Annotated in this window: 13 protein-coding genes, 1 tRNA gene and 1 pseudogene; 7 read left to right on the top strand and 8 right to left on the bottom strand. The window is 43.4% G+C overall.

Annotated elements, in window-relative coordinates:
• Positions 1-718: 718 nt before the first annotated feature.
• From R7E51_RS21695 to R7E51_RS21685, 3 genes are all read right to left on the bottom strand, one after another.
• Positions 719-1,021, bottom strand: a complete 303-nt coding sequence (locus R7E51_RS21695; RefSeq protein ID WP_054579645.1) for a hypothetical protein — start codon at positions 1,019-1,021, stop codon at positions 719-721.
• A 205-nt stretch (positions 1,022-1,226) separates the two neighbouring features.
• On the bottom strand, positions 1,227-2,165 hold the full coding sequence (locus R7E51_RS21690; protein WP_017635745.1) for an alpha/beta hydrolase: 939 nt from the start codon (positions 2,163-2,165) through the stop codon (positions 1,227-1,229).
• A gap of 72 nt (positions 2,166-2,237) precedes the next feature.
• Positions 2,238-3,152, bottom strand: coding sequence for an alpha/beta hydrolase (locus tag R7E51_RS21685; RefSeq protein ID WP_206958529.1), 915 nt, complete (start codon positions 3,150-3,152; stop codon positions 2,238-2,240).
• 128 nt (positions 3,153-3,280) lie between these two features.
• Here R7E51_RS21685 and R7E51_RS21680 point away from each other — a divergent pair, with 128 nt between their 5' ends.
• Positions 3,281-4,210, top strand: a complete 930-nt coding sequence (locus R7E51_RS21680; protein ID WP_062730945.1) for a LysR family transcriptional regulator — start codon at positions 3,281-3,283, stop codon at positions 4,208-4,210.
• 68 nt (positions 4,211-4,278) lie between these two features.
• On the opposite strand, the gene R7E51_RS21675 is transcribed toward R7E51_RS21680, so the two are convergent.
• Positions 4,279-5,472: an acetate/propionate family kinase gene (locus tag R7E51_RS21675; RefSeq protein ID WP_053350660.1), complete on the bottom strand. Its 1,194-nt coding sequence runs from the start codon at positions 5,470-5,472 to the stop codon at positions 4,279-4,281.
• 468 nt (positions 5,473-5,940) lie between these two features.
• Here R7E51_RS21675 and R7E51_RS24140 point away from each other — a divergent pair, with 468 nt between their 5' ends.
• Positions 5,941-6,171: a hypothetical protein gene (locus R7E51_RS24140; protein WP_224721257.1), complete on the top strand. Its 231-nt coding sequence runs from the start codon at positions 5,941-5,943 to the stop codon at positions 6,169-6,171.
• 71 nt (positions 6,172-6,242) lie between these two features.
• Positions 6,243-6,486 (top strand): annotated as a pseudogene (locus R7E51_RS24135) (EAL domain-containing protein); the annotation flags it as partial.
• A 72-nt stretch (positions 6,487-6,558) separates the two neighbouring features.
• Here R7E51_RS24135 and R7E51_RS21665 read toward each other — a convergent pair.
• Positions 6,559-8,490 carry a DEAD/DEAH box helicase gene (locus R7E51_RS21665; protein ID WP_005375680.1) on the bottom strand — a complete coding sequence of 644 codons (1,932 nt, stop codon included), beginning with the start codon at positions 8,488-8,490 and terminating at the stop codon, positions 6,559-6,561.
• 413 nt (positions 8,491-8,903) lie between these two features.
• Between R7E51_RS21665 and rnb the strand changes: the two genes are divergently transcribed.
• On the top strand, positions 8,904-10,907 hold the full coding sequence (rnb, locus tag R7E51_RS21660) for an exoribonuclease II (protein ID WP_054579642.1): 2,004 nt from the start codon (positions 8,904-8,906) through the stop codon (positions 10,905-10,907).
• A 71-nt stretch (positions 10,908-10,978) separates the two neighbouring features.
• Entirely contained in the window at positions 10,979-11,788 is an 810-nt protein-coding gene (locus R7E51_RS21655) for a helix-turn-helix transcriptional regulator (protein ID WP_206958530.1), read from the top strand.
• Positions 11,789-11,821: 33 nt separating this feature from the next.
• Here R7E51_RS21655 and R7E51_RS21650 read toward each other — a convergent pair whose 3' ends face one another.
• Entirely contained in the window at positions 11,822-12,175 is a 354-nt protein-coding gene (locus R7E51_RS21650) for a DUF3024 domain-containing protein (RefSeq protein WP_017821084.1), read from the bottom strand.
• A gap of 266 nt (positions 12,176-12,441) precedes the next feature.
• Between R7E51_RS21650 and R7E51_RS21645 the strand changes: the two genes are divergently transcribed.
• The gene (locus R7E51_RS21645; protein WP_017635752.1) at positions 12,442-13,266 is read left to right on the top strand and encodes a phosphate ABC transporter substrate-binding protein; all 825 of its coding nucleotides are present in this window, start codon (positions 12,442-12,444) and stop codon (positions 13,264-13,266) included.
• Positions 13,267-13,329: 63 nt separating this feature from the next.
• Here R7E51_RS21645 and R7E51_RS21640 read toward each other — a convergent pair whose 3' ends face one another.
• Positions 13,330-14,010 carry a MaoC family dehydratase gene (locus R7E51_RS21640; protein ID WP_206958531.1) on the bottom strand — a complete coding sequence of 227 codons (681 nt, stop codon included), beginning with the start codon at positions 14,008-14,010 and terminating at the stop codon, positions 13,330-13,332.
• A gap of 338 nt (positions 14,011-14,348) precedes the next feature.
• Between R7E51_RS21640 and R7E51_RS21635 the strand changes: the two genes are divergently transcribed.
• Positions 14,349-14,439: transfer RNA gene (locus R7E51_RS21635), tRNA-Ser, on the top strand.
• A 155-nt stretch (positions 14,440-14,594) separates the two neighbouring features.
• Here R7E51_RS21635 and R7E51_RS21630 read toward each other — a convergent pair.
• Complete coding sequence (locus R7E51_RS21630; protein ID WP_085569276.1) at positions 14,595-16,145, bottom strand: methyl-accepting chemotaxis protein; 1,551 nt, start codon at positions 16,143-16,145, stop codon at positions 14,595-14,597.
• Between the last annotated feature and the right edge of the window lie 106 nt (positions 16,146-16,251).

Raw genomic sequence — 16,251 nt, 5'->3', positions numbered from 1 at the left:
ATCCAACCACTGTGGGAAAACGCTGACCGTGTTCCGCCCTGCGACAAAAGCACAACGGGAAATTTTCCACTTGCTAAAGGGGCATCTAACTGCGTTTCGACTGATTTAAAAATGTTCCCCCTACCAAACGAGAAGTTGTTTTTTTCGTTCGTTGTGGGATACCAATAATAGACTTCCACAGGCTTGTCTCTGTCTTCACTGAATCCCGTTTTGACTGTTAGCGCAGAATGGTATTTCGGCTCATTCGTACTGGCGCTGACACTGACACATAATGTAGCGAGTAGAAAAGACATTATTATTTTGGTTTTCATTTTTCCCTCAGCCGGCAAACACATTCTTCTGCACGGCATCTGAAGATAACGAGCAGAAGAATATCCATATATTTTGCGAAACATAGCAATTAAGCTATTCATAGTCGAGGTAACCCAAAGAAAATGATAGACCGCTCCAGCTAGAGCCTTTCTTTTCAATAATTTTCTGCGGATATCCACCATGCAGAAGTTTGTACTTTACTCATTGTAAACGACTAATCATGGCCTCTTAAGGCAACATTAGAAAACCAACCGTATTCACAATCCATAACTCCATAACTCCATAACTCATAGTTACACCGATGTATATCTAAGTGAGCTGAAGCTTCATTGCCCATCCAGTGCCCTTTGCATTTTTATAGCAAGGTAGCCAAGCACCATTTTATTACGGACCATTGCTGCCCGCACTAACACTTTTGTTTTGTATCGTAACTGATTTGCTTACTGGCGTTCTTTAGTTGCACTCCTGCCTTATTAAATGCCTTTTGAATAGTTGTGGAAACATGCTGGCGGCCCTCTCCTTCAAAAAAGTTAGCTCGATCTTGCTTCGTTTCGAATACGCAGACTATTTCTAAACTTTGTGGAAAAGAAGAGAATTTGACGGTATGAGTCACCCAAAGAAAGCCATCGTAGCCTTTTAGCGTATCTTCACAAACTTCGGTCAACACTCCTCTAATTAGATTCTCGACCTTCTTATCTGATTTGCGCATAAATTAAACTTCATTCCTATCTAACGCCTTTAATTAGGTTTCAGTGTACATTGTCTTAAACAGTATTTGGCAGTGGTATTTAGTCAATAGCCTGTAGATGAGGTTATTCGCACGAAGATTTACCGACCTACTCGCTTCGAACTACATCTTACGCTGTTAAAAATAAGCGCTTTGCAACTCTACAAAACGCTTCTAACTTATTAGATTATTTTAAGTGTGTTTCAAGGAATGCAGAAACCTTGTCCATTGCAATGCCGACTGCTTCTGGATGGTCATACAGTTCATAGTGAGACCAATTTTCCAAATTAACCAGCTGTCGGTCTTTTGATTGAACAGAGCGGCCATAAATTTCCTGCCCATCACGATAAGCACCAAACGCCCCGACTTTTTGCCCTACCACGGCCATAACAGGCTGAGTCAATAACGTTTCGGCAAATGCAAAGGCATCCCAGCTCAGTGTTTTCTGTGCATGTGAAAACAGCATACGAGTTGCACCACCTTCGGTTTGTCCACGTGATGTTTTGTAGTATTCAGTAGCTTCGAACACGTCTCGTTCTGTTAATCCATTTTCTTTTGCAAATTCAATATTTGGAGGAAGAAGTTCATCGATTTTCAGCTCTGAGCCGCGAGCTTCGGCTGTTCTCTGTGCAGCCATAGCTTCAAGATTGGCGATAGGGTCGTACATACTAAAGCCTTCACGGAACAAGCGGCCTAAGTTAACAGGCGTAATACCTACGACAGCTTTCAAGCGCTTTTCGGTTAGGGCTGAATTGATCATGTAACCACCACCGCCGCAGATACCGAGTCCACCAATTCTATTCTCATCGACATATGGTAAAGTTACTGCATAGTCGATAACGCGACTGATATCTTCAACACGTTGACTTGGGTCTTCTACGTAGCGAGGCAATCCTCCCGATTCTCCTTGGAAGCTCGCGTCAAATGCGATCACGACGTAACCTAACTCAGCAAGGGCTTTACCATAGACAGCGCTGGATGTTTGTTCTTTACAACTACCAAAAGGATGAACACTTATCATTGTTGGGTAGCGTTTCGATTCATTGAAGCCTTCTGGGAATAAAATTAATGCAGACATATCCCAAGACATATCAGCATTTCTAAAAGTGATTTTTTGCATATTCATAATCAATACCTTAAGAGTAAAAAGCCTTGAGAGCAGAAAGGCTCGAAGCAATTGAGCCTTTCATCGGGAATATTAAAGAGTGCGTTGGAAGAAAGATGCGAGTTGGGATACTGCGTCATCGACGTATTCGGCAACATCATAAAGCGACATATGGTTTGCACCATCAATGGCATACAAGGTTTTATCTGAACTCGCAGCACGTTCTATCAGGTCATCACTCATCCATTTGCTGCCTGCGTCACTACCAACGACAGCAAGAATTGGCTGAGTTAGGAATGCTTCCGCTTTGTGGTACGAATCGTAAGTAATGATCTGATTTAAGTTACGAGTTAGAGCAAAACCCGGCGCATTTGGATGTTCACAACGTGGTGTGTGGTAATACTCCCAAGCTTCGCGTAGTTCTGCATTTGAGGCATCTTCTTCACGCATCGGAGCTAGAGGAATAGTCGCGAATTCTGTACCATTCGTGTCGGTTGTGCGAGCATTCGAACCAAATTCTAAGTAACCAACAGCGTCAGCATCGTTAACCGAATTATCCCAACCATTACGGAACATTTGGCCAATGTTTACGGCACTAACCATACCCAGTGCTTTGATTCGACGATCATTGATCGCTGCATTTGCACTATAGCCCGCACCAGCACAAATCCCCATTGCGCCAATTTTATCGTTATCGACGTACTCTAACGTTGTCAGATAGTCGACGACTGCGCTCACGTCTTCAGTACTCGTGTAAGGGTTTTCCATTTGGCGAGGCTCACCTGTACTTTCACCTTGATACGAACGGTCAAACGCAATGGCAATTATGCCGCTTTTTGCAAGTTTACTCGCATATAGGCCTGCGGTTTGCTCTTTTACGCCACCACCTGGGTGTGAAACAACAACCGCCGCATATTGTTTACTTGCATCAAAATCTATAGGGAAGTTGATAACCGCTGAAATCTCAATACCTTGACCATTGAGATTTTTGAAAGTGACTTTAGACATAGCGACATTCTCCATTAGAGGTTAACTGTTCATCTCAGGCTGACCTAAGCTTCGATGTAATATTAGTCAACACACTGTTTCGGATAAATATCGTTTTATCTACATGACTGTTTAGTTATACTTAACAAATGAGAATAGAACCTTCTTTAATTTCATCACTGACGTGGTTTGCACATATTGCTCGCCATCGCAGTTTCACTAAAGCAGCCTTAGAAATGGGGGTAACCCGTGCTGCCTTATCACAACACCTAAAAGCGTTAGAACAACAGCTACAAGTTCGGTTAATTAATCGAACCACCAGAAGTATGTCGCTGACGGAAGAAGGCCAACGTCTGCTTGATATTTTGCAACCTTCATTGGTGAACATTGAGCAGGTCGTTAACGAATTGAACGACTCTCATCTTGAGCCTTCGGGATTAATCCGTATCAGTGTATCAAGAACCGCTGCTCGGCTGCTTATTGAGCCCTATCTAGGTGAGTTCCTCTCTCGTTATCCTAAAATACGCCTAGAGCTAATCATGGATGATGGGTTTTCTAACATCGTCGCAGAAGGCGTTGACGCTGGCATTCGCTTAGGATTAAGCTTAGATGAACATATGGTTGCGATCCCTATTACTCCGCCGTTAACAACGGCAATAGTGAGCTCTCCTGAATACTTTAGGCAAAATGGACTACCTCAAACTCCTGAGGATTTAGAAGATCACAATTGCCTTGCTTATCGTTTTACCTCTAGCGGAACAATTGATCATTGGTCGCTAACCTCTCCAGATGTTGCAAAGCGCACCCTCGTTTTCGAGCCTAAAGGTAATGCTATTTTTAATGATGACTATAGTATGTTACAAGCTGCAATACAGGGTGTGGGTTTAGTGAAGCATATTGATTTATGGGTGGAAAAGCACATAGATGAGGGAAGATTGACCCGAGTTCTGACACCTTGGTGCAAAGAGTTTCCAGGGTTTTATTTATATATGCCTTCACGAGAGCATATGCCGAAAAAAATCCGCGTCTTGATGGATTTTTTAATCGAAAAGCGCGAAGCTCTGAAACTCAAAGAGTAATTACCAAATTGCTTTAAATAAAAAAGCGAGCACGAGGCTCGCTTTTAACTTTCTGTTTTCGTTATATATTACAATAGCTCAACCGATTGTTTAGCTATCACAAATTCCTCGTTAGTAGGAATAACAAGAGCTTTGGCACCTAACAACTCAGATGCTGCAATAACACCTGCGTTACCAAATCTTGCATCTTCGTTACCTTTCTCATCTTCAACAAAACCTAACAGTTTTAGGTTTTTCAAGATTTCACGACGAATTGGTAGTGAGTTTTCACCAATACCACCAGTGAAGATGATGCCGTCTAATGAATCCAGAGCCGCGAGGTAGGATGTAATGTATTTCGCAACGCGGTAAGTGAAGATCTCAAATGCCAACTTCGCACGTGAATTCCCCGCTTCCATTGCTTCTAGTACGCCACGAGCATCACTTGTCACACCAGATACACCTAAGAAACCTGACTTCTTGTTCATCATCTCGAACACTTCGTCTTTTTCCCAGCCTTTACGGAAAAGGAACTCGATAACACTTGGGTCGAGGTCACCACAGCGAGTGCCCATCATTAGGCCAGCTAACGGCGTCAAACCCATACTTGTATCAACACATTCGCCATTTTTAACCGCACTCACTGATGCACCGTTACCTAAGTGCACAGTGATAAAGCTGCTTTCTTCAACCGGCTTATCTAGCATTTTCGCTGCTTCACGGCTTACGTAGTAGTGGCTTGTACCGTGAGCACCGTAACGACGCACTTTATGCTCTTCGTAAAGCTCGTAAGGAAGTGCGTACATAAAGGCTTTGGCTGGCATTGTTTGGTGGAAAGCAGTGTCAAATACAGCAAATTGAGGCAGTGAAGGGAACGCCGCCATTGCCGCTCTCATGCCTTCAGCGTTCGCTTTGTTATGAAGTGGTGCAAGTTCAGCAAGGCGCTCTACTTCTTGAATAACTGTTTCATCAACTTTCACAGTTCCTTTAAAGGTTTCACCGCCTGCGACAATGCGATGGCCTACAGCGACAAATTTTGAGCTCAAACCTAGAGTTTCGAGTAGTTTTACCACTCGCTCAACAGCGTACTGATGATGGTTACCGCCAGCTGGAATTGCTTCAACGGTTTTTTCTCCCTGATATTTCCAACTGATTTCAGCTTCAGGTAGGCCAAAACACTCACCAATACCTGATACCAAAGCTTCACCGGTTTCAGAATCAATAACAGCAAATTTTAATGAAGAGCTACCAGAGTTGATCACCAGTACAAACGAATTAGACATGAAATAGTTATCCTGTTGTAGAGCAGAGGTTGTAATAGCGCTTGTGCGCTGCGTACTTCTTGTTTGCCCCTCTATTATTCAATAATTTTTTAATCTTTCAACAATCTTTTAGTAAAAGCGATTTGATTGAACAAATTTTGTTGATCTGTAGCAAGTTTTGATTTTATTTGAAGACTAAAAAATATCACTTGTTAAACATAATTTATGAATAGGTCAATTTGTACAAAGTCAGATATATAAGCTACGTTGTTTATTGGGTGAACAAAAATAACAAACCAATCAATAAATCGGGGTAATAATGTGCCCACTATTGCATTTCTATTAGTGATCTTAGGTTTGATTTTGCTCTGCTGGGGATGGCAGATGACAAAAAACATCTGCTCGAAAACTGACGTAACCGGGTGGACTTTCCTATTATTGTTAATCAGCTGTTTCATTTTTGCTTATGCCGTTTTTTTGCACGCTATCATGCAAAAACCTATTACTTCTCTCTTAGAAACGGGGGTTTCTCTTATACTTTTTGGCGGCAGTATCTTTGTCGTGCTGGTGATTAAGTGGAGCAACGATTCGATATTAAAGCTTCATACTGTTGCTGAAAGAGAGAAGCGCAATGCCGTCCATGACGCTCTTACTGGGCTCCCTTATCGTAAATACTACTTTGAGTCTATCGAAGACATGACACAACCTGAAGGCCAATGACTGATTCAAATTATGAGATAACCTCAAAAACGTCGAAAGATTGATAATACGTTTCAAGGTAAGCTGGTTAATTTCTTTTCACAGCAAGCCGCACTGAAGGCTCCCGCTCTATCGTTGAGAACACGATTGCGCTAGCACATGGATTAGGGTATTCGGTCGTAGCAGAAGGCGTTCAAGACATGGACACACTGCATTTTTTGAGAAGTCGAGGCTGTGACATCATTCAGGGTTACTTGTTCTGCCCTGCCCTTAGACGAAGTAATAAGTTGGGTAAACAAACACGATGAAAAGCAAAACCGTATTAGACGCGCATAAAAAAGCCGAGCGCTTTGCTCGGCTTTCAATTCTTTTTGTAGCAACTTAAACCGTCGCTTTAATCACTCGTGATTATGCGTCTGTACGACGGCCACGACCGTGACCACGTTCACCACGATGTGCACCACGGTGATCACCACCACGGTTGCGATCGAAACGACGTTCGCCACCTTCACGATTACCATCGCGGTTGCCGTCACGGTTACCACGGAAACCACCTTCGCGACGACCGCCTTCACGACGATCACCACCACGATTGCCGCCTTCGCGGTTGCCACGGTAACCACCGCCATCACGACGACCACCATCGCGACGACCACCGTCACGGCGACCACCACGAGACTCGCGGAAATCATCGAAATCACATACTACAGCACCAACATCTTGTTGACGGATACGTAGTTTGCTTAGCTTGTTCGCCGCGTCTGAAGTCATTGCTTTAGGTAGCTGTACGAATGTGTGACCTTGAGCTAGCTTGATCGCACCGATAGAACCTTTACCTAGACCTAGTTCGTTTGCTAGAGCGCCAACGATGTCTTTAACTTGAACGCCTTGCTCACGACCAACTTGAAGCTGGTAAGTATCCCAGTCTTGGTTGTTGAAGTTACGACCGCCGTCGCGACCACCTTCACGGCGCTCTTTACGACGTTGCTTGTCACGCTCAATTGCTTCAACCATTGGGTCTTCGCCAATGTAGAACAGAGGACGTTTGCCTTGCTGACGCTTAAGAAGCATAGCAGCAAGTGTTGCTGGGTCGATGTCTAGAGAAGTTTGTAGTTTCTCTACCAGCTCAGCAAATTTGTCTAGTGCTTTGTGCTCTTTCTCTGCTTCAAGCTCAGCGCCTAGCTTAGCTAGACGAGCTTCAGCAACTTGGTCACGTAGAGGAAGTTGGATTTCTTCCATAGATGACTTAGTTACACGCTCGATAGTGCGAAGCATACGAATTTGGTTAGTGCGAACTAGAAGGATCGCTTTACCCTTACGTCCAGCACGGCCAGTACGACCGATACGGTGGATGTATGACTCAACATCAAATGGGATGTCGTAGTTAAATACGTGCGTAATACGTGGAACGTCAAGACCACGAGCTACAACATCAGTTGCAACTAGGATGTCAATAACACCTTGTTTGATGTGATCAACAGTACGTTCACGTAGAGACTGAGGAATGTCACCGTGCAGTGCAGCTGCTTTGAAGCCACGTGCAGATAGCCAGTCAGCCAGACGCTCAGTATCTTGACGAGTACGTACGAATACGATTGACGCGTCAGTTTCTTCAGTTTCAAGAAGACGAGACATCGCTTCATCTTTCTCTACACCTTTCACTACCCAGAACTGTTGTTGAACTTTGTCTACAGTGTGGTTTTTACCAGCAACGTCAACCGTTACAGGGTCACGAAGGAAGCGTTCAACGATCTTCTTCAGCATTGGAGGCATAGTTGCAGAAAACAGAACGCGTTGTGCTGACTCTGGAGCGTGCTCCATGATCGCAGTTACGTCATCTACGAAACCCATGTTTAGCATTTCGTCTGCTTCATCAAGAACGAAAGTACTAACTTCGTCTAGGTGTAGACGTTCGCGATTGATAAGATCTTGAACACGGCCTGGAGTACCGACAACTACATGAGCGCCACTTTTAAGAGCACGCATTTGGTCGACAATAGATGCGCCACCGTAAATCTCTAGAACTTTCAAACCTTTGATATTTTTACCAAGGTTTTTCATTTCCGCTGCAACCTGAATTGCCAGCTCACGAGTCGGAGCAAGTACAATCGCTTGCGGTTTGCGTTGGTTTAGATCGAGTTTGTTGAGAAGAGGCAGAGAGAACGCTGCTGTTTTACCTGTACCTGTTTGAGCTTTACCCAGCGCGTCAGCACCTTCCAATAGGTGTGGGATTGCCGCAGCCTGAATTGGAGTTGGTGACACGAAACCCATTCCGTCTAGAGCAGAAAGGATAGAATCATTCAGAGATAAATCACTGAATTGAATAACAGAATCTTGCATTGGGATCCTACTTAATTAAACAAAAAAACAGTCCCATATGCTCTTCCAATTCGATACTGATCCATCCAGATACTGATTCCATTCAGACGGGAACACAGCACAGTACACAACCGCGATAAGCCATTAGGGACGACTAAGGGAGGCGGATTATTCCTTAAAAGCATAAAAAAATCCAGAAAAAATTGAATTACATCACAATTTATTCTCAACAATGGTATTTTTAGCATATTTTTCCACCAGCCCTACCATTCCCCGTAGATTCGCGTAACTCACAGATGAGAATTTCATCAATATTTAAGCCAATTTCTCGTGGTTAAATTGGCAAAATTCACGGCGAAATTACGCTCCACAGGTAGTAATAATAGCTCGCAATGATTATAGTGTGCCCAACTCCATAGGTAATTTAAGAAAAGATGTTTCAAGATAACCCACTACTCGCTCAGCTTAAGCAGAAAATCCAAGAAAACCTGCCCAAAAAAGAAGGCTCAATAAAAGCCACAGATAAAGGCTTTGGCTTTTTGGAAGTGGACAGTAAGACGAGCTTCTTCATCCCGCCTGCGTACATGAAAAAGTGCATGCACGGTGACAAAGTCGTCGCCATTATCCGCACCGAAAATGAACGCGAAGTTGCAGAGCCACAAGAGCTGCTGGAACAAGCCGTGACTCGCTTTATTGGTCGAGTAAAAATGTTCAAAGGCAAGCTCAACGTAGCACCTGATCACCCACAGCTTAAAAAGCTATCTCTTAAAGCGAAACTAAAGAAAGGTCTAAAACCTGACGAGTTCGCCGAAGGTGATTGGGTTGTCGCACATCTTATTCGCCACCCTCTAAAAGGCGATAATTCCTTCTTCGTAGAAATTTCTGAAAAAATCACTGACGCGAATGATAAAATTGCGCCTTGGTGGGTAACGCTTGCTCAAAACGATCTACCAAACTCTGAGCCAGCAGGCATCGATAACTGGGAACTGAAAGACGACGCGGAGCTAGAACGCGTAGACATGACTCATGTTCCATTCGTCACTATCGACGGTGAATCGACTAAAGATATGGACGATGCGCTGTACGCGAAGAAAACCGTATCTGGCGATTTCGAACTCACCATCGCTATTGCGGACCCAACCGCCTACATCACACCTGAAGATGAAATGGATAAAGTAGCACGTGAGCGTGGCTATACTATTTATCTTCCAGGCCGCAACATCCCGATGTTACCTCGTGATTTAGCGGACAACCTATGCTCTCTGATTGAAGGTGAAACCCGCCCTGCTATTTGCTGTACCGTAACGGTAAGTAAAGATGGTGTGATTGGCGACGATATTAAATTCTTCGCAGCAAACATCAAATCACATGCACGCCTAGCATACGATCACGTGTCTGATTGGTTAGAAAACGGCAGCTCTGAAGCATGGACGCCATCTGAAGAGATCGCGACTATCGTTCGTGATCTTTATGAGTTCTCTCTTGCTCGCGCTGAATGGCGTGAGAAAAACGCAGTGGTCTTCCCTGATCGTCCTGACTACCGTTTTGAGCTCAGTGAAGATAACGATGTAATCGCTATCCACGCAGACATGCGCCGCAGTGCAAACCGTCTTGTTGAAGAATCCATGATTACCGCAAACATCTGTGCAGGTCGTACATTACGCGATAAATTTGAAACAGGTGTCTTCAATACGCATGCAGGTATCAAGAACGAGAAGATTGAAGAAGTGGTTCAACTTGTCAATCCAGAAGGCCAGTTGGAGTTCACAGCGGAGTCTATTGCTACGCTAGAAGGCTTTGCTGCGTTGCGCCGCTGGTTGGCAGCTCAAGAAACGTCTTATCTAGATAACCGCATTCGTAAGTTCCAAGCATACAGTGAGGTGGGTAATCAGCCTCTGCCTCATTACGCAATGGGTTTAGACATCTATGCAACTTGGACATCACCAATTCGTAAATACGGTGATATGATCAACCACCGTATGTTGAAGGCCGTCATCCTTGGTAAAGAACCCGTACAAAAACCAGATGACCAAGTAGGCGAAGAGCTAGCTCTACATCGTAAACATCATAAAATCGCTGAGCGAAATGTCTCAGATTGGCTATATGCACGCACGCTTGCTGATGAGCCGAGCAAGAAAACTTGTTTCACAGGTGAGATTTTCGATATTAATCGTGCAGGCGCACGTGTCCGACTTCTCGAAAATGGCGCAGCAGCCTTTATTCCTGGTGCACTAATTCTTGATAATAAAGAAAGAATTGAGTGCAATGGCGACAACGGTACCATCTCTATCGATAAAGAGGTCGTATACAAACTTGGGGATACATTGGAAATTGTCCTTACGGACGTAAACCAAGAAAACCGCAGTTTAGTTGCAAAGCCAACCCAGGTATTCGCTGAACAACCAGCAGCACAAACAGAACAGACTGTAAGTGAATAATACCGAATGAAGTCAAAAGGCGCTCTATTGAGCGCCTTTTTTATTTGTTATGTAAAACGATAAGAAAGAGTATGCCGAACATTGAGATCATTCGCTTTAATCACTTCACTGCGCGCAAAAGTGAGCGTTACACTGCAACACATAATGGGTTATATATTGTTGAAGAAGGTGCCCTATTAGTTCATCAACCTAATGGCGAGCAATTTGAACTTAAAGCCGGAGATTTCACACTCTATAACTCCGCAGATCTGAGCAGTGCAGAAGCCGTCTCTAGTGACGGAGGCTTTAAAGCACTGGCTTTAGTCTTCAATCCAAATATATTCTGTGACTTTAAGAAAGCGCACCCGATGCTACGTTCCAAAACGGAAGAAAGGCGCTTCTATCCTTTTTCAACGCAATCCAGTAGCGAAGTAGCACAATTGAAGGACATGTTGGTTAAGTTAGCGAGTCGCAATGCTCCAGACTACACACAAAGCCATATCGCAATGGCATTGCTGTCGTTGATGGTTGAGGTAGAGCCAAACATCCTATCTATCATAGATGATGCAAGTAGCCTGAGCGACTCTCAAAAAGCCATTAAGTACATTGAGGGTAATATTGAAAAAGACATCACGCTAGAAGGCTTAGCGGCTCATATGAGCATGTCCATCGCAACCTTAAAACGTCGCCTCGCCGCAGATGATCTTTCGTTTTCTCAGATATTAAAGGTGAAACGGATAAACTTCGCAGCAACCCAACTGCGCAAGTCAGAAAAATCAATAACAGAAATAGCGTTTGAGTCTGGTTTTAAAAGTGCAGCGCATTTCAGTACAGCATTTAAATCCGTTTATAACATTACCCCCAAAGACTTTAGAAACCAAGTTGTTAGGCCTAAAGTATAAATCATGTCGGCATTCGCATCCGTTGGGCTCGCCCTATTCCCAAAAACACGCTTGAGGATCGCGCTCCAACTCGTTGAGTAAGTCCTCAAGCATTCGGCTAAATGGAAGTGGCTTATAAGGCACCCACCTTAACAGCTCGTTGTGATATGTGGGAACATAGAAATACCAAAGTTGGTTTTCCTCATCAAACATGATCTTCGCGACGGGAGAAGTATACTCGCTATGCTGGGAGTCGAGGAGAAAATGCGCCCGATGAAGCTCAACGCCATTTTCTACTAGCTCATAGAGGCACTTGCCCTGTTCGACAGGCAAGTTAGCATTACGCGCAGAGCAGAGCGATTGAACTGATTTGTATAAACGACTTGTCGCCATTTGGGACACTGACATCAACGTTCTCCCGATGGATGATAGTTAGAGCTGTCGATCCTAGTATATAACCTTTACATCATCACCGATGGTAGTTATCTACCTAACTCAAGTATAAGATAGCTATATTATCATTTGCCCAGATTATCATCTCAATCCACTTGGAAACGCTAGCTCCATCACCTCTTGACTAGAAACAATTCCTTTGTTTAGCGCTAACAGTTCACAAAAGTGTAACCTGAACGCAATATCATAAACTCTGCTTTATCCCGTATATGGAGTTTAATATGTTACGTTTTACTGTGGCGACGTTATTGGCCATAGCAGTCTCCCTCCCTACCATTGCAAAAGAAATCAACATCTCAGGTTCAACGTCGGTTGCTCGTGTGATGGATGTACTTGCTGAGGAATACAACAAAACACACCCAGACGATTACGTTGCTGTTCAGGGCATTGGTTCGAGTGCTGGTATCACTATGGTCAATAAAGGAGTAGCCGAAATAGGCATGAGCTCTCGCTATCTGACTGAAAGCGAAAAAGGTGAAGATCTCAATGTATACCCTATCGCTTATGATGGCCTCGCTGTTGTTGTAAACCGTACCAACTCTGTAGAAAACCTTTCTCAGCAACAACTATTTGATATTTACAAAGGTAAAATTAAGAATTGGAAAGAGGTCGGGGGCGCAGATCAGCCTATCGCGGTGGTTACTAGAGAAGCGTCTTCAGGTTCACGTTACAGCTTCGAAAGCTTGCTGGGACTGACCAAAATCGTTAATGATCGCCTTGTCTCGGATATCAGCCCAAACAACTTGGTTGTAAACAGCAACAGCATGGTAAAAACCATTGTTAACCATAACACTCGCGCCATTGGTTTTATCTCTGTAGGGTCAGTAGATCGCTCGATCAAGGCGATTCAGTTAGATGGTATTGACCCAACCTCGACAAACATTAGCAATCATAAGTACAAGTTGGCGCGACCATTCCTAGTGCTATACAAAGTAGATAAGATTAGCGATGCAGGTAAAGGTTTTATCGCTTTCCTTCGTTCAGAGCAGGGACAAAAAGCGATTGCAGATTACGGTTATACGCCAGTAAAAAACTTTAATCAGTAAAAATGAAAAAGAGAGCACCCTGATGCTCTCTTTTACTATGTCGTGTTCTATCCGGTTTCGGAATTAGAAATGCAGTTGAATTACAGAGACCACAACCGCACCAGGTCGACGAATACCTTCAATTTCCACTTTAATTTCGCGCTCAATCTCCAAACCTTTTTTGATTGGCGTTACTTTTGTTAACGTGCTGACTGCACGAACATTATTGCCTGCTTTGACAGGGTAAGGGAAACGGACTTGGTTTAAACCCAAGTTAACTACCATTTTAGCTGTTGGGAACATTGGCTTGTCTGGATCGACTGAATCCGTCAGTTTAGGCAGCAATGCTAATGTTAAAAAGCCATGAGCGATAGTTGTCTTAAATGGAGATTCAGTTGAAGCACGCTCTGGATCAGTATGAATCCATTGCATGTCTTCCGTTACCGCACCAAATTGGTTAATACGTTCTTGAGACACATGAACCCAATCACCAGTGTGAATAACTTCGCCAATTTTTTCACTTAACTCGTCATAAAGCTTTTGAGCCTCAGGTGCCATTACGATCGGTGCAGGTTGAGGTGCAACTTCTTCGTTGACGGCTGGCTGCTGGTGATCACGAACTTTTGAGAAAAGAAAGCTATTTTGAGTTTTCCCCAAAAAGTCACTCCAATAATCGCGTAACGTTGGAGACATCCAATTCATAAACTCGGATTGATGAGCAGAAATCGCATCAACTTTGTCTTTAAATAGATTTGTGACCTTCATAAACACCCTTAAGAATTCTAAGCACAACTGGCTATACCAGTTAATTTTGAATTAGTTCACAAAGTCTTGCAAATACTTTCGGGCGAACACATGTACCCTAAAAGCATGTTATGTCTTATATATCAGCAAGATAACAATAAAACACCATTTTATTGACGTGCGCCGATATAAAGTAAAAACTCTATAAATTGGTACTTTTTGTCCCTTTTTCACTCCGTTTTCAAACTGTCCAACATCACATCAGTGATCATAAAACAAGCAAACAGTACTTCTATTATAATTCAGCACTTTACAAGTCGGACTATGCTCCTTATTATACCGCCCACAACGGAGAGAACGGAGAGATGGCTGAGTGGTTGAAAGCACCGGTCTTGAAAACCGGCATACGTTAATAGCGTATCTAGGGTTCAAATCCCTATCTCTCCGCCACTTATTTAGAAAGCTCGCATTTATTGCGAGCTTTCGCCGTTTTAGCTCTTAAAAAACGAGATTTAGAAATCCTCGCTCGTAAACGAATCCAGCACTTCACTATATTCCAGTTAAAAGCCCGCTAATGTTTAGCGGGCTTTTAGATTTTCTAAAGTTTAAGCAAACTTTTTAATCATTTCAGACAGGTCATTGGTACAATTTTGCACTTTGGTGTTCATATGGTTCGTTTCAGTCATCAGTTCATACGATTCACTGTACTTTAAATTAAGCGACTGGATGTTTTCATTTATTTCATCCGTTACATAAACCTGCTCTTCTATCGCGACCGCAATTTGTTGGTTTCGTTCGACGACGTCTTGAACAAGGGATTCCAATTGTTGAATGCTATCCAAAGCAGTACCTAGCAATGTTACCGTTCCGGTCGACATTTCATTACCTTTCTCTAACGCAGAAACCGCTGATTTGCTCCCATTTTGAATCCCTTCAATGGCCGATTTAATCTCTGTTGTCGATTCCTGAGTTCTTTTAGCTAAGGTTCTCACTTCATCTGCTACAACGGCAAACCCTCTGCCTTGTTCGCCTGCCCTCGCGGCTTCAATTGCAGCGTTCAACGCTAATAAATTAGTTTGTTCGGCAATACCATTGATGACTTCAACAACGGTTCCAATTTGCTCGGTTTGTTGGTTCAAACGTATGACCACTTTAGATATTTCGCCGAGCTCACCCACCAGCTCTAGTACCGATTGGTTAACATTATCGATAACGCTACGGCTGTCTATCATCGTATTTTGCGCTTCTAACGTAGCCTCGGCGGTCGCTTGAGCATTATTTGATATCTCAGATGAAGAGGCTTGCATCTCGTTGACCGCTGTTGCGACCGAATCAATCTCCACTTTCTGTGCGCTTAAGTTCTCCGTCACTTGCTGGCTATTTGTCGCAGCACTGTTAGCACTTGCGCGCGTTTCTTCGCAAGAGTCTTTTACAGACACGCCAACGCGCCCCAATAGCGCATTGGCAAATTGCTTACGCATCTTCATACCCAGCTCAATCTCAGCCAGATCGTTGATTGTTCCGCAATAAATATATTCCATGAGTGGATTATTGAAGTCTTGCCTAGCCTGTTTAGCGAGCTTCTCAACTGGTCTGGTTAATACATAAATAGAGAAAACGGAAAGTAACGCAACAACGCCAAACGCTATCACTGGTGATTGATTCATTTGTAGAATGAGTAAGCCAAGAAGGTTTGAAATTAAAAGGAAGAAGGCCGATCTCATCCACAAACGTGTACGAGGAAGATACATTTTCCACGGCTTACGATTATTTCGAAGCTTCGAATACGCTTTTTCCGCTCGCTGGATGTGTATACGCTCAGGTTTAAATCTCACTGATTGGTATTCCACAACTTCACCATTAGATTTTATAGGAGAAGCAAACGCGTCAACCCAATAATAGCCGCCGTTTTTACGTCGATTTTTGACCATTCCCATCCAGTGTTTGCCAGTTTTCAGGTGAGTCCATAAATCTTTAAAAGCCTGTTTTGGCATATCAGGATGACGCACAACATTGTGGGGTTTACCGATAAGCTCCCCTTCATCAAACCCCGCTACTTCATTAAAGTTTTCACTGGCATATTTGATGTAACTGGAGGTATCGGTAATGGAAACTAGGCTGTAACTCGAAGGGTAATCGTATTCCGTTTCACTCATAAACATGTGTCCTTACATTGATTAATTAACAAACGGCAAATATGAATTTATCAGCATAACATATACATGCATAATGATAGGTTGATTCAAAAATAAAACAAAATTA

Source organism: Vibrio sp. Vb1166 (assembly GCF_033338695.1).
In the GTDB taxonomy this organism is placed as follows: domain Bacteria; phylum Pseudomonadota; class Gammaproteobacteria; order Enterobacterales; family Vibrionaceae; genus Vibrio; species Vibrio alginolyticus.
This window is presented reverse-complemented; position numbering and strand designations above follow the sequence as displayed.

Excerpts from the sequence above, each read along its gene's own strand:
- R7E51_RS21695 (WP_054579645.1), bottom strand. The coding sequence starts at position 1,021 with ATGCGCAAATCAGATAAGAAGGTCGAGAATCTAATTAGAGGAGTGTTG.
- R7E51_RS21690 (WP_017635745.1), bottom strand. The coding sequence starts at position 2,165 with ATGAATATGCAAAAAATCACTTTTAGAAATGCTGATATGTCTTGGGAT.
- R7E51_RS21685 (WP_206958529.1), bottom strand. The coding sequence starts at position 3,152 with ATGTCTAAAGTCACTTTCAAAAATCTCAATGGTCAAGGTATTGAGATT.
- R7E51_RS21680 (WP_062730945.1), top strand. The coding sequence starts at position 3,281 with ATGAGAATAGAACCTTCTTTAATTTCATCACTGACGTGGTTTGCACAT.
- R7E51_RS21675 (WP_053350660.1), bottom strand. The coding sequence starts at position 5,472 with ATGTCTAATTCGTTTGTACTGGTGATCAACTCTGGTAGCTCTTCATTA.
- R7E51_RS24140 (WP_224721257.1), top strand. The coding sequence starts at position 5,941 with ATGCAAAAACCTATTACTTCTCTCTTAGAAACGGGGGTTTCTCTTATA.
- R7E51_RS21665 (WP_005375680.1), bottom strand. The coding sequence starts at position 8,490 with ATGCAAGATTCTGTTATTCAATTCAGTGATTTATCTCTGAATGATTCT.
- rnb (WP_054579642.1), top strand. The coding sequence starts at position 8,904 with ATGTTTCAAGATAACCCACTACTCGCTCAGCTTAAGCAGAAAATCCAA.
- R7E51_RS21655 (WP_206958530.1), top strand. The coding sequence starts at position 10,979 with ATGCCGAACATTGAGATCATTCGCTTTAATCACTTCACTGCGCGCAAA.
- R7E51_RS21650 (WP_017821084.1), bottom strand. The coding sequence starts at position 12,175 with ATGTCAGTGTCCCAAATGGCGACAAGTCGTTTATACAAATCAGTTCAA.
- R7E51_RS21645 (WP_017635752.1), top strand. The coding sequence starts at position 12,442 with ATGTTACGTTTTACTGTGGCGACGTTATTGGCCATAGCAGTCTCCCTC.
- R7E51_RS21640 (WP_206958531.1), bottom strand. The coding sequence starts at position 14,010 with ATGAAGGTCACAAATCTATTTAAAGACAAAGTTGATGCGATTTCTGCT.
- R7E51_RS21630 (WP_085569276.1), bottom strand. The coding sequence starts at position 16,145 with ATGAGTGAAACGGAATACGATTACCCTTCGAGTTACAGCCTAGTTTCC.